16 protein-coding genes and 1 riboswitch are annotated in these 25802 nt (G+C 48.9%); of the genes, 7 read left to right on the plus strand and 9 right to left on the minus strand.

The annotated features are described in order from the left end of the window. Positions 1-3 precede the first annotated feature (3 nt). The 6 genes from GVI43_RS03315 to GVI43_RS03340 form a co-directional block, all read right to left on the minus strand. Entirely contained in the window at positions 4-1704 is a 1701-nt protein-coding gene (locus GVI43_RS03315; protein ID WP_159565324.1) for a ShlB/FhaC/HecB family hemolysin secretion/activation protein, read from the minus strand. Between the two features lie 647 nt (positions 1705-2351). Then, positions 2352-3029 (minus strand): DJ-1/PfpI family protein, encoded by a 678-nt coding sequence (locus GVI43_RS03320; protein WP_159565325.1) that lies wholly within the window; start codon positions 3027-3029, stop codon positions 2352-2354. 201 nt (positions 3030-3230) lie between these two features. Then, the gene (locus GVI43_RS03325) at positions 3231-4601 is read right to left on the minus strand and encodes a carbohydrate porin (protein WP_159565326.1); all 1371 of its coding nucleotides are present in this window, start codon (positions 4599-4601) and stop codon (positions 3231-3233) included. 103 nt (positions 4602-4704) lie between these two features. Next, positions 4705-7383 carry an alpha-L-rhamnosidase gene (locus GVI43_RS03330; RefSeq protein ID WP_159565327.1) on the minus strand — a complete coding sequence of 893 codons (2679 nt, stop codon included), beginning with the start codon at positions 7381-7383 and terminating at the stop codon, positions 4705-4707. Between the two features lie 39 nt (positions 7384-7422). Beyond that, on the minus strand, positions 7423-8676 hold the full coding sequence (locus GVI43_RS03335) for an MFS transporter (protein ID WP_246201479.1): 1254 nt from the start codon (positions 8674-8676) through the stop codon (positions 7423-7425). A gap of 280 nt (positions 8677-8956) precedes the next feature. Continuing rightward, complete coding sequence (locus tag GVI43_RS03340; RefSeq protein ID WP_159565329.1) at positions 8957-9799, minus strand: helix-turn-helix domain-containing protein; 843 nt, start codon at positions 9797-9799, stop codon at positions 8957-8959. Positions 9800-10129: 330 nt separating this feature from the next. After that, a riboswitch (TPP riboswitch) is annotated at positions 10130-10241 on the plus strand. A 74-nt stretch (positions 10242-10315) separates the two neighbouring features. Between GVI43_RS03340 and thiB the strand changes: the two genes are divergently transcribed. Genes thiB through thiQ form a run of 3 tightly spaced genes read left to right on the plus strand, consistent with a single transcriptional unit; the run spans position 10316 to position 13594 of the window. After that, on the plus strand, positions 10316-11323 hold the full coding sequence (gene thiB, locus GVI43_RS03345) for a thiamine ABC transporter substrate binding subunit (protein WP_170324310.1): 1008 nt from the start codon (positions 10316-10318) through the stop codon (positions 11321-11323). Beyond that, entirely contained in the window at positions 11299-12906 is a 1608-nt protein-coding gene (thiP, locus tag GVI43_RS03350; protein ID WP_159565330.1) for a thiamine/thiamine pyrophosphate ABC transporter permease ThiP, read from the plus strand. Before thiB ends, thiP begins: the two co-directional genes overlap by 25 nt. Next, entirely contained in the window at positions 12890-13594 is a 705-nt protein-coding gene (gene thiQ, locus GVI43_RS03355; protein ID WP_159565331.1) for a thiamine ABC transporter ATP-binding protein ThiQ, read from the plus strand. Before thiP ends, thiQ begins: the two co-directional genes overlap by 17 nt. A 42-nt stretch (positions 13595-13636) precedes the next feature. On the opposite strand, the gene GVI43_RS03360 is transcribed toward thiQ, so the two are convergent. Continuing rightward, on the minus strand, positions 13637-14332 hold the full coding sequence (locus GVI43_RS03360) for a DsbA family oxidoreductase (protein ID WP_159565332.1): 696 nt from the start codon (positions 14330-14332) through the stop codon (positions 13637-13639). A gap of 404 nt (positions 14333-14736) precedes the next feature. Here GVI43_RS03360 and GVI43_RS03365 point away from each other — a divergent pair, with 404 nt between their 5' ends. The 3 genes from GVI43_RS03365 (at position 14737) to rluA (ending at position 21134) form a co-directional block, all read left to right on the plus strand. Further along, positions 14737-17103: a DNA polymerase II gene (locus GVI43_RS03365; protein ID WP_159565333.1), complete on the plus strand. Its 2367-nt coding sequence runs from the start codon at positions 14737-14739 to the stop codon at positions 17101-17103. 151 nt (positions 17104-17254) lie between these two features. Beyond that, positions 17255-20161, plus strand: a complete 2907-nt coding sequence (gene rapA / locus GVI43_RS03370; RefSeq protein WP_159565334.1) for an RNA polymerase-associated protein RapA — start codon at positions 17255-17257, stop codon at positions 20159-20161. A gap of 319 nt (positions 20162-20480) precedes the next feature. Beyond that, a complete protein-coding gene (gene rluA / locus GVI43_RS03375) occupies positions 20481-21134 on the plus strand; it encodes a bifunctional tRNA pseudouridine(32) synthase/23S rRNA pseudouridine(746) synthase RluA (RefSeq protein ID WP_159565335.1) in 654 nt (217 codons plus the stop codon). 74 nt (positions 21135-21208) lie between these two features. Here rluA and GVI43_RS03380 read toward each other — a convergent pair whose 3' ends face one another. Next, the gene (locus GVI43_RS03380; protein ID WP_159565336.1) at positions 21209-22156 is read right to left on the minus strand and encodes a DUF3828 domain-containing protein; all 948 of its coding nucleotides are present in this window, start codon (positions 22154-22156) and stop codon (positions 21209-21211) included. A 233-nt stretch (positions 22157-22389) separates the two neighbouring features. After that, a complete protein-coding gene (gene djlA / locus GVI43_RS03385; RefSeq protein ID WP_159565337.1) occupies positions 22390-23205 on the minus strand; it encodes a co-chaperone DjlA in 816 nt (271 codons plus the stop codon). A 175-nt stretch (positions 23206-23380) separates the two neighbouring features. Between djlA and lptD the strand changes: the two genes are divergently transcribed. After that, entirely contained in the window at positions 23381-25753 is a 2373-nt protein-coding gene (gene lptD, locus GVI43_RS03390) for an LPS assembly protein LptD (RefSeq protein WP_159565338.1), read from the plus strand. Positions 25754-25802: the final 49 nt, after the last annotated feature.

A 25802-nucleotide genomic window follows, 5' to 3' on the forward strand; every position in this document is an offset into this window, starting at 1 on the left:
CCTTTAAAATATGAGTCCGATGCGGTAGTAAATTGATAGTAAGTCGGGCTCAAGCCAGTCCGGATGGCTCAGCGGTTTGCCTACGGTGAAGCTGCTGTTGTAATGTTGATTGTTAGAGGCTAATCCAACCGCACTTCCCCAAAGCGTGCCCGAGGCGTAAGGGTCGAGGCTATCGTGATGTAAATAACCGCCGTCAACGGCAACAATGGCGCTGACGTTGCCAATAGCGGGCAGCGTGGCTAAATTCCAGCTAATTTCGTTACGCAAATAGCCGCCGCTGTCACCCGCCAGATATTGCTCTTTGAATCCGCGAATTGAACTCTCACCGCCGATGGTTAAGCGCTCAGAGCCATACAGCCGGTCCGGCGTCCACTGCCCGTAGAGGCTGCTTAGCCATGTTAGCTTTTCAGTTAGCGGAAAATAGTAACTGCTCGATATGTTCCACTTGGAAAATTCCGCTCGGGGCGCTCCGGAAGACTTCCCTTGGTCATCTTCCGCGCCCAGCCAAGGTACGCCTTGGGTATAGGTCGGGTTGAGGGTGGCAAAACCTGACCAAATTTTTTGGCTATGGTTGATCCCGACGCTGAAGTTCGACAGCTTACGGCTGCTGCTCTGCAACAAAACGTCATTCAGGTAGTTATTATTGATACGGTGGGTAATGCCCAGTGAAATACCGGTTTTAATGTCGCCGTCGCGGTATAGCACCCAGGCACTGTTTAAGCGGTGGGTTTGGGTATCACCGCGCGAGCGCCAGAGAAACCCTCGATTATCAATGCTGCTCAGATAATCGCTGTAGGAATAGCTGTAATCCAGTAAACCGTAGCCGTAAGGTACGCTGAGGCTTGCCTGTACGCTTTGGGCATCGTGGCTGTTGGAAAAGTCGCTGCTTTTAGCGCCAGACACATACCACTTATCCGCCAAGCCTAAAAGATTATTGCCGGTCACCGACGCGTTCATCTGCCCGGTACCCGTGCTCTTTTGCCCGCTATTGTCAAAACCGAGGCCAATAGATAATGGAAATTCAGGCGTTGCCGTTAGGTTAACCACCGACAGCCCCTGCTCGCTGCCCGGTAAAATTTCAATCTGCACCGGCACGGTGCGGGTCCGGTTAATTTGTTCCATGCCCTGCTCAATATCGCGCAGGTTTAAGATATGGCCGACCAAGCCGGGAAATGCCATTCTGACTTCAGACGTCACTTTGCCTTCCAGCCGGATTTCTTCCAGTTTGCCTTCCAGCACCACAATATTAAGCTTACCGGAAGAAAGATCTTGCTCGGTGAGGAAGGCACGGCTGGTGATATACCCCCGGCTGATATACCAGTCAGAAATTTTTTCCACTAGCTGGGATATTTGAGTCACGCCAATGCACTGGTTTAAATAGGGCTGAGCAAGCGCCTGTTTCTGTTTATTTGATAATAATGAAGCCTGCTCAATATTAATTTCTGCTATTTGGAAACAGGGGCCTTTAACCTCAACCGGCGAAACCTTAGTAGACTGCTGAAGCTGAATGCTACGCTCTAAATCTTCACGCTGTTGCTGGTTTTGCAGCAAAACATCCCGCTGTTGCTGCTGGCTGTCTTCACGCTCGGCGGGGTTAAGCGGGGCGGCATAAATAGGTTTGCCGTAGCTAATCAGGCTTAAGATAAGAATAAAATAGACGGGCGCGTAATGCTTAAGAGTGTCTCGAGTTAAATTTAGCTTCATTGTTCGTCCGTGTTTGCCGACGCAGTAAATCCCGCGCCTAAATAAGCCAATACTTAATAGGCGTGATTAATCAACCTTAGATAGCATTAATTAGAAACAATTTTCGGAGTATATAGTTATTTTCAGTCATTATGTACCTAGTAAATATACTAGTTTTAAAATGCAATTGACCTTAACCGTCATTAGGTTAATTAAAACAATTAAACCTATAAACTCAGTTAATTAAAACAAACACAGGCATAACGGTTGCCAAACAAATCATTTTTTTCCCCCAAACCTTTATATCCAGTTATCGGAAAGATAGTTCCCAAACGGGAAATAGAGCCGTGGCAATAATATAATTATCCGCTTTCACACCCATCCAATAGCCCGTTCTCAACGGGGTGCTGTAAAGGCGGGGAATGTGTTTATGAGAGACAAACCACACCGGTCATCTCATTGAAATGAACTGAGCCCAAAGTTAATTCAGAAGCTAAATTAATGTGGCGTGCCCTCGCGCCTTTATGTGGGTGCCAGCGTTAGCTTCTAAACCTCGCTATTGTTCATACGCCGGAGTAGTGACTATTCCGGCATTGTTCATGCAGACAACGCTTACGCAAATTTAAAACTACCCCACGCGGTCAGCAGTCTGGTAATAAATTATCTATTTAATGAATCTGATTATCCGCCGCGCGTTTAGTCACGTCTTCTCTTTGCTGCTGAAAAGCAGACGCAGTCTCTCTGACTTGAGCGACTATTTCTGCTTCAGCCTTGAGCACTGAACCGCAGCTAAACGGCGGTTCGGGGTCGTATTCCATTGACAGTTGAACCTTCTTGGCCCGCTCTTCACCAAAAATTTTACCGGTCAGAGTCAATGCAAAATCAATTCCCGATGTCACCCCAGCACCGGTAATACGATTGCGATCAATCACCACCCGTTGGTTAACAGGTTCAATATCAAAATAGGCCAGTTGATCCAAAGACATCCAGTGACAGGTTGCCCGATAGCCGGAAAGCAAGCCTGCCGCAGCAAGAATTAATGAACCGGTACAGACTGACGTAATATAATCCGCCTGACTAGCCTGATTGTTCAGAAAGGCCAGCGTATGGGCGTCTTCCATCAGCGCGACCTGCCCCGGTCCACCGGGTACAAACAAAATATCAGCTTGAGGGCAGCCCGCCATGGTTACCGACGGAAGTATTCTCAACCCTCCTCCATCCGCTACCGGTTCTAACGTTTTCCATACCAGATGAATCGTCAGTTCTTTAAAGCGGGAGAAAACTTCCAGCGGCCCTGTAAGGTCTAGCTGAGTCATTTGTGGATAAACGAGCATAACCAGATTCATCGTAGAGTTCCTACTGGCGAATAAAGGTATAAGCGTTAAATCTACAAGGAAATATCAGGTAAGTATCTACTTACCATCACAATCAGAATAATCAAACGTAGCTAGAGTAGGATCGAGATGACATCCGTCAATGACAACGGAAGATGTATTAAGGAAAAGCAGAACGAATACCATACGTTCTGCCGTTAACCCTATATGACATCAGAAAAAGTATTTAAAACGTACGCGTGTACCGTAGCGATCGTCATTATCTGCGTTTTCGTTATTAGACAGTACTGTAGACCAGTAGGCTCCGAGATAGATATTAAAATTCTGCATATCCAGCACGTTAGGGATTTGATATGACGCATGAACGGTATGAATATCATACTTACCAGCTTGGTCTATTATGCACTGTGAATCACAGGTGTCTGGGCGCACGTTGGAGAAATTTTCGATATTATTGTGCGCATAGATATAACCCAATTCGAACCGCTTCCAGAGTGCATTAATCCCGGCTGAAAAATCTTTTTCATCCGGGGCATCAAGATAAGCCGTATTAATATTCATCACCACCCCATTATCAGGATCGTGTTTCAGACCATTCCAGTTCATCGTGAGTCCGTAACCTGTTCTGTCTGACTGATCCACCCAGCGGTCACGGCTATCGTAATAACCGTAGGCGTTACTGACGACGTTAGACTCCATTGCAGCCGCGATGCTAAAAGAATCCTGCGACCAGGCCATCACTGGCCGCAAATAGACTACGTTCTTATCATTGGTCAACGTATAACCGTGATAACTTTTATCAACAAATAGGTCGCTGCCATCTTCAATAAGGGTATTAAGCTCGAAATACCAATTATCGATAGTTTTATTCACCAGAAAGTTCCCACCCGAACCTGAGCGCCCGCGCCCTTCTTTCATCATATAAATATAACCGAAGCCATCATCATAAAGGTCGTCGGCGGTATTACCAGAATACTTAACAAAAGTGTCTTGATTAAGCGGAAACATGTCCCGAGCTTCAAAACGGCCAATTTTCACCGTCCAATCCCGTTCTTGGCCAAAGAAAAATACAGCGTCATCAAGATTCACTCCGCCATTCATATCTGCCAGCGGTTGGACGCTAAACCCCGCAAAATTACCGTTAGTCAGGGTGCGATAACCGTCAACACCTAGCAAAATACGGCCATTCAAATTCCACTGCTCGTTGCTGGTATCATTATTTCGTATTAACGTTCCTTTACGGCTTTCGGCGTCCATATTAAATTCAACATCGCCATAAACTTTAAGATCGCCATAGCCACTTAATTTTAATGCGGATGGAGTGGCATTTTTCTGGCTCTCTTGGGCAGCCGTTACGCTTACAACGGTTACCGGTAAAGCCGACGACTCAGAAGTTTGTACGACATTTTTTGCATTTAATTGCGCTATTTTATCCTCTGCGCGCTGGGCGCGTTTTTCTGCGGCCAGCAATCGTTGTTCCAATTGCTGCAAACGTTGCTCAATGGTATTTTCCGACGCGGTAGACCGAACCTCTGGGACAGCCAGAAATAGGCCAACCGCCAATGCGAATAGGGCTTTATTCATAAACTAATCCTTGTAACAAAATAGATAATGTAATTTCTCAATGAGGGTTTATTACGGCCACACCAATACGTGACCGTAATTTTCTGATGTAAAAACTGAATAATTAACTTTGGGCGCATCTCCAGTAATCAATGACATAACTACCGGAACCCGCATCTGCACTAAAACCATTGCCGCTGGTATTAAAATCAAGATATTCCGCGTTAATAATTTCAGTGGCATCCGTTAATTGAATAGTGGCAGTGGTATTGGGCGGTACGGTAACAGAAAGAGAAATAAGCTGTTTTTCTGGAAGATTTTGCTCGACGCTCCAACTCACTTTAATCATGCCGTATACTGAACAATAGCTGGCGTCTACCCACATCAACCCGCCGCCAATTTCTGGCTTAATAAGCTGACGTTTAAAAGCAGGTTCATCCTCATCGGTTTCAATCCCGGCCACCGCACGGTATAACCACTCACCAATGGCACCATAGGCGTAATGATTGAATGAGTTCATCGCCGGATCCCACATCGAACCGTCTGGTTTTATGCCATCCCAGTGTTCCCAAATGGTGGTGGCACCCGCCTTAACCTGATAAAGCCAAGAGGGGAAATCCTCTTTTAACAGAAGCTGCCAAGCTTCCTTGGCGTGGCCGTTCTGGCTTAATGCATGACAAAAATAGGGCGTTCCAACAAAACCAGTAACCAGATGGCCCTCATTTTCATGCAGTAACTCCACCAACGTATTGACGGTACGTTCTTTAAAAGCCTCTGGCACCAGATTGAAGTACAGCGCGACAATATGGGCGGTTTGAGTTCTGGCGGCGAGCCGGCCATTGGGGGTAAAAAACTCGTTCTGAAAACTGGCCACAATATCTAGATAGAGTGCGTAATACTGTTCGTAATCTGCCGTGTGGTTTAGCGCCTTCGCCGCTTTGGCAAACAACAAGGTTGACCAGGCATAATAGGCCGCACAGATAAGCTCGTTGGGCGTCGCGCCAAAATAGCTCCCTTCTTTGGCATCCAGCGCAACCCAATCACCAAACTGCAAACGGTAACCCCAGAGATGATTCTTTGAATGGGTACGCATAAATTCAATCCACCCTTTCATACTGGCGTACTGGTTTTCCAGCGTTTGTTTGTCGCCATACATCAGATACAGCGTCCAAGGGTTGATGACGGCGGCATCGGCCCAGGCGGCGGCTGAATGAGTGCGCCCCTGAGAGAGGAAACGGTCGTTATCACATTTTCCGGTCAGAATATCCGGCACGACGTGTGGCACACCGCCCTCATCCGTTTGATCAAACGCTAAATCAGTTAACCATTTAGCGAAGAAGTTGCGGGTCTGCATCAGATAGCTGGCGGTGCGACAGAAAATTTGCGCATCTCCGGTCCAGCCCAGACGTTCATCACGCTGTGGGCAGTCCGTTGGCACATCAACAAAATTCCCTTTCAGTCCCCATAAAATATTGCTATGCAACTGATTTAAATCCACATTCGAACAGCTAAACGTGCCCGTTTGTTGCATGTTTGAATGCAGTACCTGTACCCTAATGTTTTCCAGATCGATAGTTCCAGGCCAGCTTTCCACTTTTACATAGCGGAATCCCTGAAAAGTAAAATGGGGATGATAACGTTCGGGTTGATTGCCTTTCAGAATGTATTCAATACGTTGTTTTGCGGTGCGAAGATTCTCAAGATAAACGTTACCACTGGCATCAAGCACTTCAAAATGGCGAAGCACTACCTTATCACCGGCCTTTCCCTGAACGGTAAATTCAACCCAGCCACTGAGATTTTGTCCAAAATCAATGACCGTATCACCCTGGGGAGTGGTCAATAAGGCCACAGGGGCGAGCGTGTCGATGTGTTGGATCGTGGCGCAGCCCTGAGCACGCAATACCGCTTTACTGGCTCTGACGATCTCCACGTCGCGCCAGCCGCTGGCATCAAAATTGACGGTGTCCCAGCCGGTTTTTTCTTGCCGGGCATCATAAATTTCACCGTCGTATATTTCGGAAAACAACACCGGCGCATCGGCGGCCTGCCATGATAGATCGGTGACTATCGTCTCCTGACGTCCATCTTTGTAATTCACCACCACCTGACAAATAAAAGCCGTCCGCTCGCCATAATAATTACGATAACGATTAAAGCTCATATCGCCTTTATACCATCCGGCACCTACCATCGCGCCAAGCACGTTTTCCTGACTGTTGATAAGTGAAGTCAGATCGTAAGTCTGATACAACAGGTGATGGTGATAGCTAGTCCAGCCCGGAGTGAGTTCGTCATGACCGACCTTCTGTCCATTAAGGTGTAGGTTATAAACCCCTAATGCACTGGCATGCACAAAAACAGAGTGGATAGCTTCGATTGGCGGAAGTTGTAGCGGTCTACGCAATAACGTCCCTGCTGAAAGATGTTTATCCGAGGTCTGTTCCGCTGAGATAAACTCGGCCTGCCAATGTTGCGCCGGTAATCCAGTAACAAATGAGGCAATATCACTCCAGTTACTGACCTCCCCATGATTATCGGTAATTTTAACCCGTGCATAATAACGCCATGAATTTTTTAGCGTCAGGTCAAGCACCACAATATGATTTGACTGGTCTCCATTTACTGTGCCGCTATCATGAATTATCGTGCTAAAACATGCCTGTTCGCTTATTTGTAACTGCCAGGTTTGCTGCACCACGCAGCGTCGATCGCTGTCAATCGTCCAGCCAAATACCGGAACGGATTCCACGCCATCTAATTGCTCAACATAATTTAGCGTTATCTTATTTACTGCCAACATGGTGAATTACTCCATTTTTCTATCAGAAGAAAGAGACTGTCAGTTGTGTACGATATTATTTAGCGCGGCGTCAGCAGGTTTAGGCTGTTCCTCAATGAGCGTTTGAACCTCTGTACTGAATTCATTTCGCTGTTGACCGTGAAAACATAACCAGCCAATAAGTAGACCGACGCCTGCAGTAGATGCCAAAATGCAATAAAGAACGCTCGGGCCGGCATCAAGTAATACCGGAGTGACAAAGGCCAACATTCCACAGGATAAACGGGCGATCGCGACAATCACGCCCTGAGCGGTTGATCGCAGCATGGTAGGAAATGACTCCTGAGACCATACTTTCATAATGCCTTCGAATGCCAGCCCGTTACCGAGACTGCAAAACAATATGCAGAAGAACCAAGAAGCTGCGCTGAAATTCAACAACACCGGCATGGCATACCCACTGGTTATCAGAACGGCACCAAGCACAAAAAAAGGCATGCGTTTAGGCGTATCGACAATACGCATAAATAGAATTCCTGATGCCATGCCTAGCGGCATAATAATGAGATTCCATAGCGAGTTGGTCGTGACCGAAATACCAACCACATTCACGGCAACATAAGTACCAAATTGCCCACCGGTATTGGCGGCCAGATTGACGAAGGTATAAAAAAGACACAGAGCAGTAAACGGCCACAGGTATTTGCCACGGAATAAATCGCCCCAGGCCGTTTTCTGCGCACGAACCGTCGTCAGGCCACGACGTTGTTCATCTCTTGCCGCCAACCACAGTGACGATTCGGGGATAAACCAGCGTAATACCAGCAATACCGTTGCTACGCCGCCCACGTGTAAATACATTATCTGCGCCCCAACTATTCCCCAATCGCCAACCAAAGAGGAAATCGCCATGGTGGTACCTATCCCCACGGTCCACAGTAAATTGGAAAAAGCAATAATCTTGCCGCGATTACCTTCACTGGCGGCTTCTGAAATGGTTGCTAAAGAAACCGGCAAATCGGCTCCTGTCGCCAGCCCAATCAGGATCGTTCCCACCAGCAATAACGGGAACGTCAGGCCAAACGCCAACAGTAACGTCCCCACGATTATCATCGCCATGGTTAAAATAAATACGGAACGACGGCCAACCCTATCGCCGAGTCGTCCGCCGGTTAATGCACCGACGGCAATGCACAAAGTGAGCAACCCAGAGAGAATACCAATCTCCGTCGAGGTGGTGCCAATCGCCTTTTGGTAGATAACCAGCGCAGTGCCGTTGGAAATAATGGCAGCAGAATCAATATATGAAGCCATTCCAGATACAACACCTACATACCAGGGATTCGGCTCTTTATTTCTGGTCATAATACATATCCTTCATCATTATTGTGTGAGGTAATAAATACGACTACTCTTCCCGGCTGCATTTATCAGGCATGAGCGAACCCTTGGCGTAATTTGTTATTACGCCGTCGAATAAAAATATAAATATCGCCTTAACTACAGAGGGCTATTTACTACGCCACACTAATTAGCATCACCACCAAAGCTTTCGACTGGCTCATATACATTATCGGGTACTATGGTAATAGGCCTAGCGGCAGATCCTACGCTCCTGCGTTGGCGTATGGCGGAACTGCCGGTTATAGGATTCAGTTAAGCGTGAAGAGTTCGCAAAGCCGCAGTTGATCGCAATATCACTAATGCTTTTATCTGTAGTACGTAATAGCTCTTGGGCCTTCATTAAACGGAACACCTGCTGGAATTGGCCCGGAGTAAAACCCGTCACGTCTTTAATAAAACGAAACATTGTACGTCTGGCAATGCCACTTTCATCGCATAACTGGTTCCAGCAGACATTGTGCATATAATTATGTTTAAGAAAGTTAATCAGGTATTGACGGCTGGCATGTTCAAAAACTTGACGATCGCATTTCTGATAAAGATTCTGGCAAAGCGTACCGAGAATTGAGAGTACGGCAGATTCTGTCGCTGAAAAATAAATGTCATCATATTTATCATCGTTTTTGTTGCTAATGAATTCGCACTGTTGTGTGATAGCAAGCAGCTCATTACATGACAGCGTCATATCACGCAGGGGTAAGTTGCCTTGCGCTTCCCTTAGCAACGCCAGCAACCGTTCCACATTATTAATGAAATTAAATTCACGTTCTTTATGTATTAATAAATTAATTATCGATAGGTTATTTATGGATAAATAACTGTGGGTATCATTCACTGAGATAAAAAAGAAATCTCCTTTATAGATAAACTCTACGCAATCATTAATAATGTGAAAACCGCTACCGTCGCGAACAATAACAATCTCATCAAAATCGTGCCCGTGGGCATTCTCCATCATTTGCTTATTCAGCATAAATACACAGAATGCATGTTGCTCAGACTGAAAGAAATCGTTACTTTGTAATATCCGCATAGAACCACCATCGGCAAAAAAATATATATTCGGCAGAATCATTTTTGACTTTTAAATATGAATCCCTAGTAAAAATAATAACTAATTAATTAAGTAATACTGTTTTAATACCCCAAATTAAACAGTAATAGTTATGACAAGTCTATATATCAAGCTGGCACTGAGGCGTAATTAGGTGTGATATAGTCGCTATTTTACCGTATTAATGGTAAAAGCCAGGAAAAATCACAGGAATAAACCGGTGACGCCTGTGATTGATAGCCTACAAATAAGCTGCAGTATTAACAAAACAATCTTCTTCCCCATCCTCCCAATAGCCACTACAATGGCCCGTTCTCAACGGGGTGCTGTAAAGGCTGAGAATGTGTTTATAAGAGATAAACCATACCCGTCGAACCTGATCCGGCTAATACCGGCGAAGGGATTTGGGAGTGAATGATGCGTCGTCGATCCCTTTGCACCCGCGCATTCAAGCTGCTCAAAGACTTTTGCCTACTATTTTATTAGGAGCGCAAAGTGTTTACTAAATTCATCGCTACGGCACTGGTGTTAATCACCGTCCCGCTGCTGGCCAATGCGGCTAGCGTGAAGCCCACTCTGACCGTTTATACCTACGACTCTTTTGCCTCTGACTGGGGCCCCGGACCTAAAATTAAGCAGGCCTTTGAGGCGCAATGTCAGTGTGAACTGAAGTTTGTGCCTTTGGCTGACGGGGTATCGCTGCTAAACCGCTTACGCATGGAAGGCAAAAACAGCAGCGCTGACGTCATACTCGGCCTTGATAACAATCTGGTGGCGGCGGCTGAAAAAACTGGCCTGTTTGCGCCGCACTCTATTGATGTCAATGCCCGTTCGCTGACCTTGCCCGGCGGCTGGAAAAATCCGATATTTATTCCTTATGACTACGGCTACTTTGCCTTTGTCTACAATAATCAACGTTTAAAAAACCCACCGAAAAGCCTGCATGAACTGGTAGAAAGCCCTGAACCATGGAAAGTCATTTATCAGGATCCGCGCACCAGCACGCCGGGGCTAGGCTTAATGCTGTGGATGCAAAAAGTCTATGGTGATAAAACCCCTGAGGCCTGGCAGAAGCTGGCAAAGAAAACCGTTACCGTCACCAAAGGATGGAGCGACGCTTACGGACTATTTTTGAAAGGCGAAGCGGATTTAGTGCTCAGCTATACCACCTCCCCGGCCTATCACGTGATTGAAGAAAACAAGCATCAGTACGTGGCGGCACCGTTCAGCGAAGGCCACTATATGCAGGTGGAAGTGGCCGGGCAGTTAGCGTCGAGCAAGCAGCCCAAGCTAGCTGCTGAATTTATGTCATTTATTACCACGCCGGCCTTCCAGTCACAAATCCCAACCGGCAACTGGATGTATCCGGTGATAGACCTTCCGCTGCCGCAAGCCTTTACTCAAACGGCAAAACCGGCCCACACGCTGGAGTTCAGCCCGCAGGAAGCGTCAGATAACCGAGCATCTTGGATTCAGGCATGGCAAAGCGCCGTCAGCCACTAATTCCCCGCTGGCTTTGGCCCGGCGTTATCGCAGCGGCGTTAATCCTTAGCGTCGCCACGCTTGCCTTTGCCGCGCTGTGGATTTACTCCCCGCCCGGCGATGTCAGCGCCTTGCTTAGCGATGGCTATTTATGGCACGTGGTCGGGTTTACCTTTTGGCAGGCTTTGCTCTCTGCTTTAATTTCGCTGACGCCGGCTATTTTTGTCGCCCGAGCCCTGTATCGCCGTCGTTTTAGCGGACGAACGCTGTTATTACGCCTGTGCGCGATGACGCTGGTCCTGCCGGTGTTGGTCGCCGTATTCGGCATTCTTAGCGTTTATGGTCAGCAAGGCTGGCTGGCATCGCTACTAAAACACATGGGTATGGGCTATGCATTCTCACCCTATGGGCTTCAAGGCATACTGCTGGCTCACGCCTTCTTTAACCTACCGCTGGCAACCCGTTTACTGCTTCAGGCGCTGGAAGGCATCGCCGTAGAACAACGCCAGTTAGCCGCTCAGCTCGGCATGAACGGCTGGCAGCGCTTTCGCTTCGTCGAATGGCCAGCCTTAAAGCGCCAGATACTACCGACCGGCGCTCTGATTTTTATGCTGTGCTTTGCCAGCTTCGCTACCGTACTTTCGCTGGGCGGTGGCCCCAAAGCCACCACCATTGAACTGGCCATCTATCAGGCGCTGCACTATGACTTTGATCCACAGCGGGCGGCCCTGCTCGGCCTGATGCAGCTATTTTGCTGCTTAAGTATGGTGATGCTCAGCCAGCGCCTTAACCCTTCGCTGCCGGTTGGCAGCACTTACGGGCTTAAATGGCATGACAGTCGCGACTCGCTGACTCAAAAACTGGTCGATAGCCTACTGATTGGGCTAACGCTGCTACTGATGCTTCCCCCGTTGCTGGCCGTCGTCGCCGATGGTATCAACAGCGCGGTGATGCCGGTGCTCAGCCAGCGGGCGGTATGGCTAGCGTTAGGCACGTCGTTGCGCATCGCGTTAGGCTCCGGTCTATTAAGCATTGTGTTAACCATGATGTTGCTGTGGAGCAGTCGGGAACTTCGGCTACGCCATAACCCGTGGGGATTGCGAATAGAGATGAGCGGAATGGTGATTTTAGCGATGCCGGCCATCGTTCTGGCCACCGGGTTCTTTCTGCTGTTAAACAACACTATTGGGCTGCCGGAGTCGGCCGACGGCATAGTCATCATGACAAATGCCTTAATGGCCATTCCCTATGCCCTTAAGGTACTGGACAATCCGATGCGCGATTTAGCCGAGCGCTACTCGCTGCTGGCCCAATCGTTGGGCGTTCACGGCTGGAACCGCCTGCGCTGGATTGAACTTAATGCGTTAAAACGCCCTATCGCTCAGGCTCTGGCCTTCGCCAGCGTGCTTTCTATCGGCGACTTTGGCGTGATTGCGCTGTTTGGCAACGAGCAGTTCCGAACGCTGCCCTACTATCTTTACCAACAGTTGGGAAACTACCGCAGTGAATCCGCTGCCGTTACCTCTCTGCTGCTATTATTACTGTGTTTTTCACTGTTTACCCTGATTGAACGACTTCCCGGACGCCATGATAAATCTAAATGAACTGAGCTATTTATATCCTCCCATTTCGATGAATTTCGATCTGGCGGTTACCAGCACAGAGCGGGTTGCCATTCTGGGCCCTAGCGGTGCCGGAAAGAGCACCCTGCTCCACCTGATAGCGGGTTTTGTCATGCCACAAAGCGGCAGCCTGATACTTAACGGCCGCGATCACACCGCTACGCCACCGTCCGGGCGGCCGGTATCTATGCTGTTTCAGGAAAATAATCTGTTTGCCCATCTGACCGTAGAACAGAACGTTGGCCTTGGGTTAGACCCCGGATTAAAGCTTAGCCGCCAGCAGCAGCAAAAGAAGTTAGACATTTGCCAGCGCGTAGGCTTAACGGATTACTTAGACCGCCTGCCGTCGCAGCTCTCCGGCGGGCAGAGACAAAGAACCGCGCTGGCCCGCTGTTTGGTCAGAAACCGGCCTATATTGCTTTTAGATGAACCGTTTTCAGCGCTGGATCCCGCACTGCGTTATGACATGTTAGATTTGGTTGAAAGCGTGTGTAATGAACAGCAATTGACGCTGCTAATCGTCTCACACAATCTTGAAGACGCTGCGCGTATTGCCCCAAGAACGCTATTGGTTGTTGAAGGCAATATTGTGTATGACGGCCCAACCAAAGCGTTACTGGAAGGTAAAAGCGAGTCAGCCAGCGTGCTGGGCGTTATACCGCAACGGTAGCATTAACCCCGTTGCCAAGCGTCTATTGTCAGTCAATAGATCTCAATCTATACCGTAGGGCCCACCGTGATGCAGCTTGCTATTCTCCAGATGGCTAAGCCGCCGGGCTTCTTCCTGAACTTTGTCCAACACCTCAGTAAACGCAGACACCGGCTGTGCGCCGGAAACGGCATATTTGTTATCAAAAACAAAAAACGGCACCGAGGTAATTTTTATCTGTTTAGCAAAATATTCATCGGCCCTTACCCGATCCGCATAGCTATCTGAGTGCAAAACATCGCGCACCAACTGAGGTTCTAAGCCAACGTCAGCCGCAAGCTTAATCAGGGTTTGGCGGTCGCCAATATTGGCCGAGTCGGTAAAGAAAGCCTTGAACAGCACTTCGCTCATCGGCTCTGAAACGCCGCGTTCTGATGCAAAATGCAACAATCGATGCGCATCAAAAGTGTTAGTGGGGATCAGCGAGTCAAAGTTGAAATCTAGCCCGGCCTGCTTAGCCTGTTCGACAATCAGCCCGGTCATTTCCTCAACCTGATAGATACTCATGTCATACTTTTCAGCCAGATGGGTATAAATATTGGTGTCACTTTGGGGTGAAGCGTTTGGATCTAACTCAAAGCTGCGAAAAATAGTTTCCACGCTTTCACGACCGGAAAATGTGGCTAACGCAGCGCTAAGATGGTGCTTACCGATATAGCAAAACGGGCAAGAAAAATCGGACCATATTTGTATTTTCATATTAGATCTATCCTTTACAACCCATATACGTTGCTGGCTTAGAAAAATATCAGGGCAAATAAGGTGATAAACAGAGCTAAAAAATGCTCACCCCGGCTCCCAACCAACAGACCTTTTGTGACAAATCGCCTCGGGTTAGCGAACGTCGCTAAAAATAAGGCTCAGTCGGGTACATCATCCATGAACAGAGTATTTGGTGATAATGTCTCCCATTTAAAGATAGAACAAAAATTCACCGTGTAGTATGTGTAGTAAAGGTAAAAAAAAACAAAACAAAATAAAATAGACAACAACTGTATGGATATACATGCTAATCTATAATTAACCCGAGTAGCCTAAATAGGCTCAAGATTTTCTTGATTAACGATACCTACCACCGGCGTACATCAGTAAGCGAGCGCACCGTGAATTCAGCACAACAGGGTTTTATTCTGACCAGACACTGGCGGGATACCCCTTCCGGCATTGAAATAGACTATTGGCTGGCAACGGACAATGGCCCTCAGCGTATTCGCTTACCGCTACAGCAGGCCGTCGCTTTTGTTCCCGCCGCTCACCATGCCAGAGTAACGTCGCTGTTGGCCAATGAGCGGGGCTGGAGTTTACGACCGTTGGCAATGCTCGACTTTAGCTGCCAGCCGGTTGAAGGGCTTTATTGCCGCCAATATTGTCAGCTTCAGCGAGCCGAAAAGCTGTTAACTGAATCTGAAATACCCATGTACGAAGCCGATATTCGACCACCTGAGCGTTATCTGATGGAGCGGTTTATTACCGCACCGGTTTGGTTTCAGGGCGATCGCGCCACCGACGGCCATATGACTAACGTACAGATAAAACCCGCGCCGGGCTACCGCCCTACGCTTAAACTGGTCTCACTGGATATCGAAACTACCGCTCAGGGAGAGCTTTATTCCATTGGGCTGCACGGATGCGGGCAAAACACCGTGTATATGCTGGGGCCGGAAAACGGCGACCCGCAGGGTATCGATTTTAATTTGGAGTACGTTGCCAGCCGGCCGCTGTTGCTGCATAAGCTCAACCAATGGCTGGCCGAACACGACCCCGATGCCATTATCGGCTGGAATCTGGTTCAGTTTGACCTGCGCGTATTGCAAAAGCACGCTGAGCGTTACCAAATTCCGCTGGCCTTCGGGCGCGATAACAGTGCGCTGGACTGGCGGGAACACGGCTTCAAACAGGGTCATTTCTTTGCCTCCGCCAACGGCAGGCTAATCATCGATGGCATTGAAGCGCTAAAAAGCGCCACGTGGAATTTCCCTTCGTTCAGCCTTGAAAACGTAGCCCGGGAGTTACTCAATGAGGGAAAAGCCATTGGTAATCCTTACGATCGCATGGCCGAAATTAACCGCATGTTTGCCGAAGATAAGCCTGCGCTTGCCCGCTATAACCTGATGGACTGCGTTCTGGTCACCCGCATTTTTGATAAAACGCAGCTGATGACCTTTCTGCTAGAACGCGCAACGGTAACCGGTCTGGCGGCCGATCGCAGCGGTGGCTCGGTCGCGGCTTTCACCCACCTCTATTTACCCAAAATGCACCGGATCGGCTACGTTGCGCCCAATTTGGGCACTTTACCTGAAGAGGCCAGCCCCGGCGGCTACGTGATGTCGTCAACGCCGGGCCTGTATGACTCGGTCATCGTGCTGGACTACAAAAGCCTGTATCCCTCGATTATCCGTACCTTTCTGATTGACCCTGTGGGGTTAATTGAAGGCACGCTTAAAGAGACCGACCAAACGGCGGTCGCCGGGTTCCGTCAGGCACGGTTCTCCCGAACCCAGCACTGTTTGCCGGATATCGTCAAACAAATCTGGCAGGGTCGGGAAGAAGCCAAACGCACCAACAACAAACCGCTGTCTCAGGCGTTAAAAATTATCATGAATGCCTTTTATGGCGTGCTGGGCTCCAGCGGCTGTCGGTTTTTCGACCCTCGGCTGGCCTCGTCAATTACCCTGCGCGGTCATGAAATCATGCTACAGACCAGAAAGCTGATCGAACAGCAAGGCTATGAAGTGATTTACGGCGACACCGACTCGACCTTCGTCTGGCTTAAACAGGCGCGCAGCGACCAACAGGCTAATGATATTGGCCGCTCGTTGGTGAACGTAGTCAACCAATGGTGGAAACAACACTTACATGAAGAAATGGGGCTGGAATGCGCGCTGGAGCTGGAATATGAAGCCCACTATCGCCGCTTTCTGATGCCGACCATCCGCGGTGCTGAACAGGGCAGTAAGAAGCGCTATGCCGGGTTGGTCACTAAAGCCGACGGCAGCGATGAAATCATTTATAAAGGTATGGAAACCGTACGCACAGACTGGACGCCGCTGGCTCAGATATTCCAGCAAGAGCTGTATAGCCGGATATTTCACCATCAGCCCTATCAGGACTTTATTCGAGAATATGTACAAAAAACGCTGGACGGCGAATTTGACCAACGGCTGATTTACAGTAAGCGCCTGCGCCGTCGTTTGTCAGAGTATCAGCGTAACGTTCCGCCGCACGCCAGAGCCGCGAAGCTGGCCGATGAGTACAACCATTCTCACCAACGGCCATTGCAGTACCAGAACGGCGGAACGATTTGTTATCTGATTACGTTACAAGGCCCGCAGCCGCTGGAAAATTTACAATCACCCATTGACTATCAACATTATATATCAAGCCAGCTGGAACCTATCGCTGATGCGATCCTTCCCTTCATGCATGACAACTTTGATTCACTGATTACCGGTCAAATGGGGTTGTTTTAACAGGGCGCGAACATTACCATAACGCCCTTGTCTTTATTTCGAGAAATAACCATAGCAATAACCGTTTAGCCGTCCTGAGTAAATCACCTTGAGCCATTTACCAGGTTGACGGCTTTTATTGTTATGGCAACCATGAGAAGCCAATAAACATATGTCCTTTACCTTAGGCCAACGCTGGATTAGTGACACAGAAAGTGATTTAGGACTGGGAACAGTCGTCGCAGTCGATGCGCGTACCGTAACGTTATTATTTCCGGCTATTGGCGAAAATCGCCTGTACGCCCAAAAAGATTCCCCGATCACGCGCGTGATGTTCAATCCGGGCGATACCATTACCAGCCACGAAGGCTGGCAGCTTTTGGTTGAAGACATACAAGAAAATGAAGGCGTACTGACCTATGTCGGCCAGCGCCTAGATACTGACGAAGCGAACGTTAGCCTGCGTGAAGTAATGCTCGACAGTAAGCTCACCTTTAGTAAACCGCAGGACCGCCTGTTCGCCGGTCAGATCGACCGCATGGACCGCTTTACCCTGCGCTATCGGGCCAGAAAATTTCAAAGCGAGCAGTTTCGCATGCCTTGGAGCGGCTTAACCGGCATTCGCGCCAGCTTAATTGCGCACCAGCTCCATATCGCCAATGAGGTGGGGCATCGCCATGCGCCTCGCGTCCTTTTGGCCGATGAAGTGGGTTTGGGTAAAACCATTGAAGCGGGCATGATTATTTATCAACAGCTGTTGGCGGGTCGAGTGGAGCGCGTATTGATCGTCGTGCCGGAAACGCTACAGCATCAATGGCTGGTAGAAATGCTGCGCCGCTTTAACCTGCACTTCGCTCTATTTGATGAAGAACGCTACGCCGAAGCCCGAATGGATTTCAGCAATCCGTTTGAGACAGAACAGCTGGTGATATGCTCGCTGGGCTTTGTCTGCCAAAACAGGCAGCGGCTAGATGATCTGGTCGATGGCAACTGGGATATGCTAGTGGTAGACGAAGCTCACCACCTATCGTGGAGCGAAGAAGCTCCTAGCGAAAACTATCTGGCGATAGAACAGTTAGCCAAGCAAACGCCAAGCGTATTATTACTGACCGCCACGCCGGAACAGCTGGGCCAAGAGAGCCACTTTGCCCGCCTTCGCCTGTTAGACCCTGACCGTTTTCACGACTATCACGAATTTGTCACCGAACAGCAAAAATACCGCCCGGTGGCCGACGCGGTTAGCCTGCTGGTCAGCGGTGATAAGTTAGATAATACGGCATTAAACCTGCTGGGCGATCTGATTAACGAACAGGATATTGAACCGCTGCTGAAAGCCGCCAATCTTGACGGCGAAGAGAGTGAATCTGCCCGTTCTGAATTAGTCAGCATGCTGATGGATCGCCACGGCACCAGCCGCGTGCTGTTCCGTAATACCCGTCAGGGAGTAAAAGGCTTTCCGATCCGTTATCTTCATCAGATTAAACTGCCCTTACCTGCCCAATATCAGACCGCGTTTAAAGTCGCGAACCTGATGAACGACAAAAAAGCAGTGGGCGTGCGCGCCCATGACATGCTGTACCCTGAGCAAATCTTTCAAACCTTTGAAGGCGACGGCGTAAGCTGGCTTAACTTCGACCCTCGAGTCGGATGGCTAATGGAATACCTGAAGCAGCATCGCCATGAGAAAGTGCTGGTGATTTGCGCTCAGGCAGCTACGGCACTACAGCTGGAACAAACCCTGCGCGAGCGTGAAGGCATTCACGCCGCCGTATTCCATGAAGGCTTGTCGATTATCGAGCGCGACCGCGCCGCCGCCTACTTTGCCACTGAAGATAATGGCGCTCAGGTACTGTTGTGCTCTGAAATCGGCTCAGAAGGCCGTAACTTCCAGTTTGCCAGCCGACTGGTGATGTTTGACCTTCCGTTTAACCCTGACCTGCTGGAGCAGCGAATTGGCCGCTTAGACCGCATCGGGCAGGTTCACGATATTCAGATTATCGTCCCTTACTTAGAAAACACCGCTCAGGCCATTTTGATCCGCTGGTTCCATGAAGGTCTGGACGCGTTTGAACATACTTGCCCAACCGGTCGCCCGATTTACGACGCCGTGCACGATGAGCTGATGCAGTATCTGGCCAATCCGTCTGAGCAGGAAGGGTTTGACGAATTTATTCAGCGCAGCCGGGCTCGTCATAATGCGCTAAAAATTCATCTTGAAAACGGTCGCGATCGCCTGCTGGAGATGAACTCTAACGGCGGAGAACCGGCTCAGGAGCTGGTGCGGGTTATCGCAGAACAGGATAATAACGTCGACCTGATTGGCTTTACGCTAAACCTGTTTGATATTGTCGGAATTAATCAGGAAGACGACAGTGACAACCTGATGATTTTGACGCCGTCTGACCATATGCTGGTACCCGATTTCCCGGGCATTCCTCAAGATGGCTGCACCATTACGTTTGACCGGGATAAAGCCCTGTCGCGGGAAGATGCGCAGTTTATCAGTTGGGAGCACCCGATTGTTCGCAACGGGCTAGACCTGATTTTATCCGGCGATACCGGCAGCTGTGCGGTTTCCTTGCTGAAAAACAAAGCGCTGCCGGTCGGTACCATGCTAATGGAACTGATTTATGTGGTCGAAGCACAGGCACCGAAAAATCTTCAGCTCACCCGTTTCTTACCGCCTACGCCGATCCGCCTGATGCTAGACCGTAAAGGTACCAATCTTGCCGCTCAGGTTGAGTTTGAAAGCTTTAACCGCCAGCTAAGCGCAGTCAATCGCCATACGTCGAGCAAGCTGGTTAACGCCGTGCAGGCCGATATCCACCAAATGCTGCAAATGGGCGAAGATGAAGTGGCTAAACAGGCACAAGCGCTAATTGATACGGCCAAGCAGGAAGCCAGCGATACGCTGACCGCTGAGCTGGCCCGCCTCAATGCGCTAAAAGCAGTTAACCCGACTATCCGCGACGATGAGTTGGAAGCCATTGAAGATAACCGTAAGCAAATTCTGGCTTGCCTACAGCAGGCAAGCTGGCGGCTGGATGCGCTGCGGATGATCGTGGTAACCCACCAGTAGTCTGGCTTTCGTCGTCACTGATGGCCTAGAGTGATGGCGAAATAGCTTTATTGGGTTTCAGCGTAGGTTTCGTCCGCAGTAATAGCATCGGAATATGGCCATTTTCTAGCGGCCGAAGGGCGATGTCCTTTAGTATGTCGTGCTCCGGGCTTGGGATTAACTATTTTTACGACCCAATATTAATCGTTGGGTTTGTCATCAATCTGAGCCATCATCGATGGCTAATTATGACGAAGTATTAGACTTGATATCGACACGCTGGCGTTGGTCAGCGTGTCGAGAGACAACCGTTTGAACCTCAACAGGCTCCGGAGAGCACATGGAACCCTACAACCCACCAACCGAGCCTTGGCTGTATGTCTTATATCAAGACGAGCACATTATGGTGGTCAATAAGCCCAGCGATCTGCTCTCAGTTCCCGGCAAAGCGCCGGAACATTATGACAGCGTGATGGCCAGAGTTCAGCGCGATTTTCCTGCCGCAGAATCCGTTCATCGGCTGGATATGGCAACCAGCGGCGTGATTGCCGTGGCGTTAACCAAAGCCGCCGAACGGGAGCTTAAGCGCCAGTTTCGCGAACGGGAGCCTAAAAAGACCTATATTGCCCGAGTATGGGGCCATTTAGAGCACGATGAAGGGTTGATTGATCTACCGCTGATTTGTGACTGGCCGAACCGGCCCAAGCAAAAAGTATGTTATGAAACCGGAAAAAGTGCCCAAACCGAGTATCAGGTGATTAGCCGCGACGATGACGGGTCAACCCGGGTCAAGCTTATGCCGATTACCGGTCGTTCACATCAGCTTCGGGTTCATATGCTGGCTATCGGCCACCCCATTTTGGGCGATCGGTTTTACGCTCATCCTGAAGCCAAAGCGATGGCTCCAAGGCTTCAGCTGCACGCTCAGGAGCTGAGCATCACTCATCCGGCGTTTGGTACACCAATGCATTTTCGCTGCGAGCCGGACTTTTAGCGATCAGAAAACAACGCTAAGCCAGCTAATCAGCTGGCTTGGTTGGTACTGCACCTCAGTCTCGATCGCAAAAGTTACTTACCACTCTTTTGCTGAGCGAGTTGCTCTCGACGCATTTGGGTATCTAGTTCAATGGCGGCCCGCATGCTTCCCTCATTATCAATAACGTCATCAACCACCCACCGGTCGCTTAGGGCTACCAGCTTAAGGGTCAATACGCTTTCATCGGCAACGTCTTTAAACACGCGTAGCTTAACCACCGTAGTGGTCTGCTTATTGTCATTGGATATGACGTTAATGCTGGTAACGGTAAGGCGATCGTAATCCTGGCAGCCGCATAGCGGATCGCCGTTTAGATACCCGACTTCACCGACCGGCGTCGCTTTCCGGTTTTCGGCGAGCAGGTTTAGCAGACTATCGGATAGTATTTGCTGACTGTCGGTTTCATACAGGGGAACCGGCCGATCGTTTTGGCTATAGCGGATGGCGTAAAGCGTGGTTAAAAATGATTGAGGATCTTCCGGTTCCGGCGGGTTTCGCTTTATCTCATCGTTACTGTTTTGCATATTCTGGTGCAGGCTACCGTTGCCCGTCACGATATCATCAATCAGCCAAGCGCCGTTTTTAGCTTTCAACATAAAGGTTTGAGTAACGCTGGCGGGGCTGTCGGCAAAGGCGCGAAACGTCACCTCAACCGCCGATATCTGACTATCGTTGGATAACACTTTTATATTATCAACCGCCAGATGTTCATAATCCTGACAGGCGCAAATCGGATCGGCGTCGAGGAAACCCATTTCGCCACCGGCCAATTTATTGTCTTCCTCGACTACGCTCAAAAGCTCATCGGATAAAATCTGCCTGTCGCCGGTACCAAGCAAACTGACCGATTCAAAGCCATTGGTATAAGAAGCGTAAATTTTTTGCAAAAATGCCGTAGGATCGCCTGCCGGAGGTGCTGCAATGGCGCTCAATGAAAACAGCAACAATATCAAAAATAGCCCGCCGATCGTTCTTATCACGCTACGTCCTTAACGCCCCGAAGAGCGAGATATTATTGTGGCAATTAGGGTAAATCAATCACGATAGGCAAGGTCTTGCCGTTAGTATACCGCCTCGCCAATCGTCGCTGGCCCGGCAATTGATAGAGTAGAAAACAGTAATGCGCTAACGCCGGCTAATAATCCTTTCATCAACCACTCCTTTTACTATCCAATTTACTATGCAATTTATTTAACCGGCTCAGATAACTAAATTACTTAAATCCCTTTTCCCGCTTAATCAAATCATACGCACCCTGAATCTGCTGTGCTTTCTGCTTGGCAATTTCCATCATCTCTTTGGGTAAGCCTTTAGCCACCAGCTTATCAGGATGATGCTCAGTCATCAGCTTGCGATAGGCACGCTTAATGGTCGTGGCATCATCGCTGCTCTTTACGCCTAAAACGTTACAGGCATCACCCAGCGTCGGCCCTGAATCTGGACGATATCCGCCCTGCTGCCCTTGCCATCCGCCGGATTGACCAAACTGACGCCCGCCTTCAATCATGCGAAGTAACTGTTCCAACTGTGCCCGAGAGATACCCAGTTCGTCACCGATCACATACAGCACCTGACGTTCATTCGGGTGCAACACTCCGTCGGCAAATGCCGCCTGAAGCTGAATTTCCAGAAACATGCGAATAAGATCAGAGCGGCCAAAACAGATGGCTTTGAGCTCTTTTAGCTTTTCGCGCAGGGGGAAGCCGCTTTGCTTACCCTCGCGAAACGCTTGCTGGGCATCATTACGGCGCGTACCGTGGATTTGCATGCGATCCATAATCATCGAGGCATTCTGAATATCAACCTCAGTGACCCGGCCCTTAGATTTGGTTAAATGCCCCATAACCTGAAAGGTTGCGCGGAAAAACAGATCCTGTCTGGCCTGCTGATTGGAAAAAAAACCGCTTTGGCGAGGCGTTCTTACTTTGTCGACCATATGACCCGCAATCAACCCCAGAACCACAGCCCAGAAGCCACCGCCGGATATAAGCGCTAAAATAACGCCCAGAATTTTTCCCCAATACTGCATATCACCCTCAATTGACAATGCCGTCAGCGGCAAATTGCATTATCATACCTGCCAACGATTGAACCACCTAACGGTGATGATAAGATTTAACGCTGGTGTAACAGGGATGAGTACGATAATCTCATCAAGTTTGCCTCTGCATGGCCGCAACTGACGGAATACTCGAAATAACCGTATGAAAAAACGTTATCCCACACTGCTTGCCTCCACGATTTGGATGGCGCTTTATAGCCAGAATGCTCTGGCTTCGTTAGCTGAACAATGTAAGTTCGGAATACCGGTGTATGAACGTCCGTTAGTAGCCGGAGACCCTAACTCATTACCCGTCGATATCCAATCTGACGGCAGCGAAGTTAACTACCCTGCCAGTGCCGTATTTAGCGGTAACGTCATTATTGAACAAGGTAATCGCCTGCTGGTCGCCGATCGGGCTGAAGTGAATCAAGAGCCGCTCGAAGGTCAAGAACAGCCTATCCGTACCGTTACCGCCACGGGTAACGTTAAGTATGATGACAATATGATCAAACTTAGCGGGCCAAAGGCTTGGGCAAACCTGAATACCAAAGATACCGACGTTTATCAGGGTAATTACCAAATGGTTGGCCGCCAAGGCCGGGGTGATGCCGACAAGATGAAGCTGCGTGAAGATAACCGCTATGCAATTCTTGATAACGGTACCTTTACCTCCTGCCTGCCCGGCGACAGCAGCTGGAGCATCGTTGGTAGCGAAATTATTCATGATAATGAAGAAGAGCTGGCTGAAATCTGGAACGCCCGCTTTAAAATCGGTCCGGTACCGGTTTTTTATAGCCCCTATTTACAAATACCGACCGGCAATAAGCGCCGTTCCGGTTTCTTAATGCCAACCGGTAAATACGGTAATAACAGCGGATTAGAATTCTCCCTGCCTTACTACTGGAATATTGCGCCTAACTTTGATGCCACCCTGACGCCGCACTATATTGAAAACCGGGGAATGCTGTACGAAAACGAGTTCCGTTATTTACTGAGTCCGGGTAGCGGTATTATGGAACTCGACTGGCTAAAAGGGGATAGCCAGTATAAAGACGACATGGCGAAGTCAGGCAAAACCGTTGATGATACTGACCGCTGGCTATTTTACTGGAATCATAACGGGGTAATGAACCAGTTTTGGCGGTTTAACGTCGACTATACCAAGCTTAGCGATAGCCGATACCTCAGCGATCTTGATAGCAAATATGGATCCAGCACTGACGGCTATGCGACCCAGAAATACAGCGTAGGCTATGCCAATCAAAACTGGGATGCCACCATTGCGATGAAACAGTTTCAGGTATTTAACGATGTGGGCAATGCCAATGCCTATCGTGCAGAACCTCAAATTGATATGAATAACTACCAGTACAACATTGGCGGTTTTGATCTGCATACCTATGCTCAGCTAGCCAAGTTCTCCAGCGAGAATCCCAATAACCCAACGGCTACCCGAGCACATCTAGAACCAACGATAAATTACCCAATGGCTAACCGTTGGGGAAGCATTGATAGTGAAGTTAAGCTAATGGCTACCCACTACCAGCAAGACTTTAGCAATAACTTTTATCGATACTACGGCGCAAACGCACCGGAGCTTAAAGACTCGGTAAACCGCGTATTACCACAGTATAAAATTGCCGGAAAAGTGGTTTTTGACCGTCCAATGGACACATGGCAGGATTACACTCAAACGTTGGAGCCTAAGGTTCAATACCTCTACGTACCTTATAAAGATCAGAGCGATATTTACGTCTATGATTCTACCCTGCTGCAAACCGACTATACCGGCCTGTTCCGCGACCGGAGCTACGGTGGTTTAGACCGTATTGCCTCAGCTAATCAGGTTACTACCGGTTTAACCACGCGGGTTTATGACGATCGTCAGGATGAACGTTTCAACGCATCAATCGGTCAGATTTACTTTTTTGAGGACTCTCGCACCGGCGATGACACCAGCAAGTATGATGAAAATAAAAGTAGCGGTAGCGTAGTTTGGGCTGGCGACAGCTTTTGGAAAATCGATCCTAACTTTGCCCTGCGCGGCGGCCTTCAATACGATACGCGGTTAAATAACTTTGCCGTCGGTAACGCCGTAGCCGAATACCGTAAAGACAGCGAGCGAGTAATTCAGCTAAGCTATCGCTATGCCAGTAAAGAATACGTTTCGGCAATGACAACCAATATCTCAAATGGCTATACTGCCTATAACCAAGATATTTCGCAGGTTGGCGGCATCGCCACGTGGCCAATTACTGACCGATGGTCGGCCGTCGGATCTTATTACTACGATACGAAACTAAAACAGTCTGCCGATAGTCTAATCGGTTTCCAATACAACACATGCTGTTGGGCAATAGGCGTTGGTTATGAAAGAAAGATTATCGGCTGGAACAATACCGGTAACTTCCAAAGCGATTATGACAACAAAGTGTCATTGAATTTTGAGCTTCGTGGCTTAAGCAATAACTATAGCTTGGGCGGAAGCAAAATGATGCGTACGGGTATTCTGCCATATCAGCGAGCTTTCTAACGCTAACGAATAGCTAAACTCACGTTAGTACGATTTTAATATTTAACCG

It is taken from the genome of Budvicia diplopodorum (assembly GCF_009800925.1).
GTDB classification, from domain to species: Bacteria; Pseudomonadota; Gammaproteobacteria; order Enterobacterales; family Enterobacteriaceae; genus Budvicia; species Budvicia diplopodorum.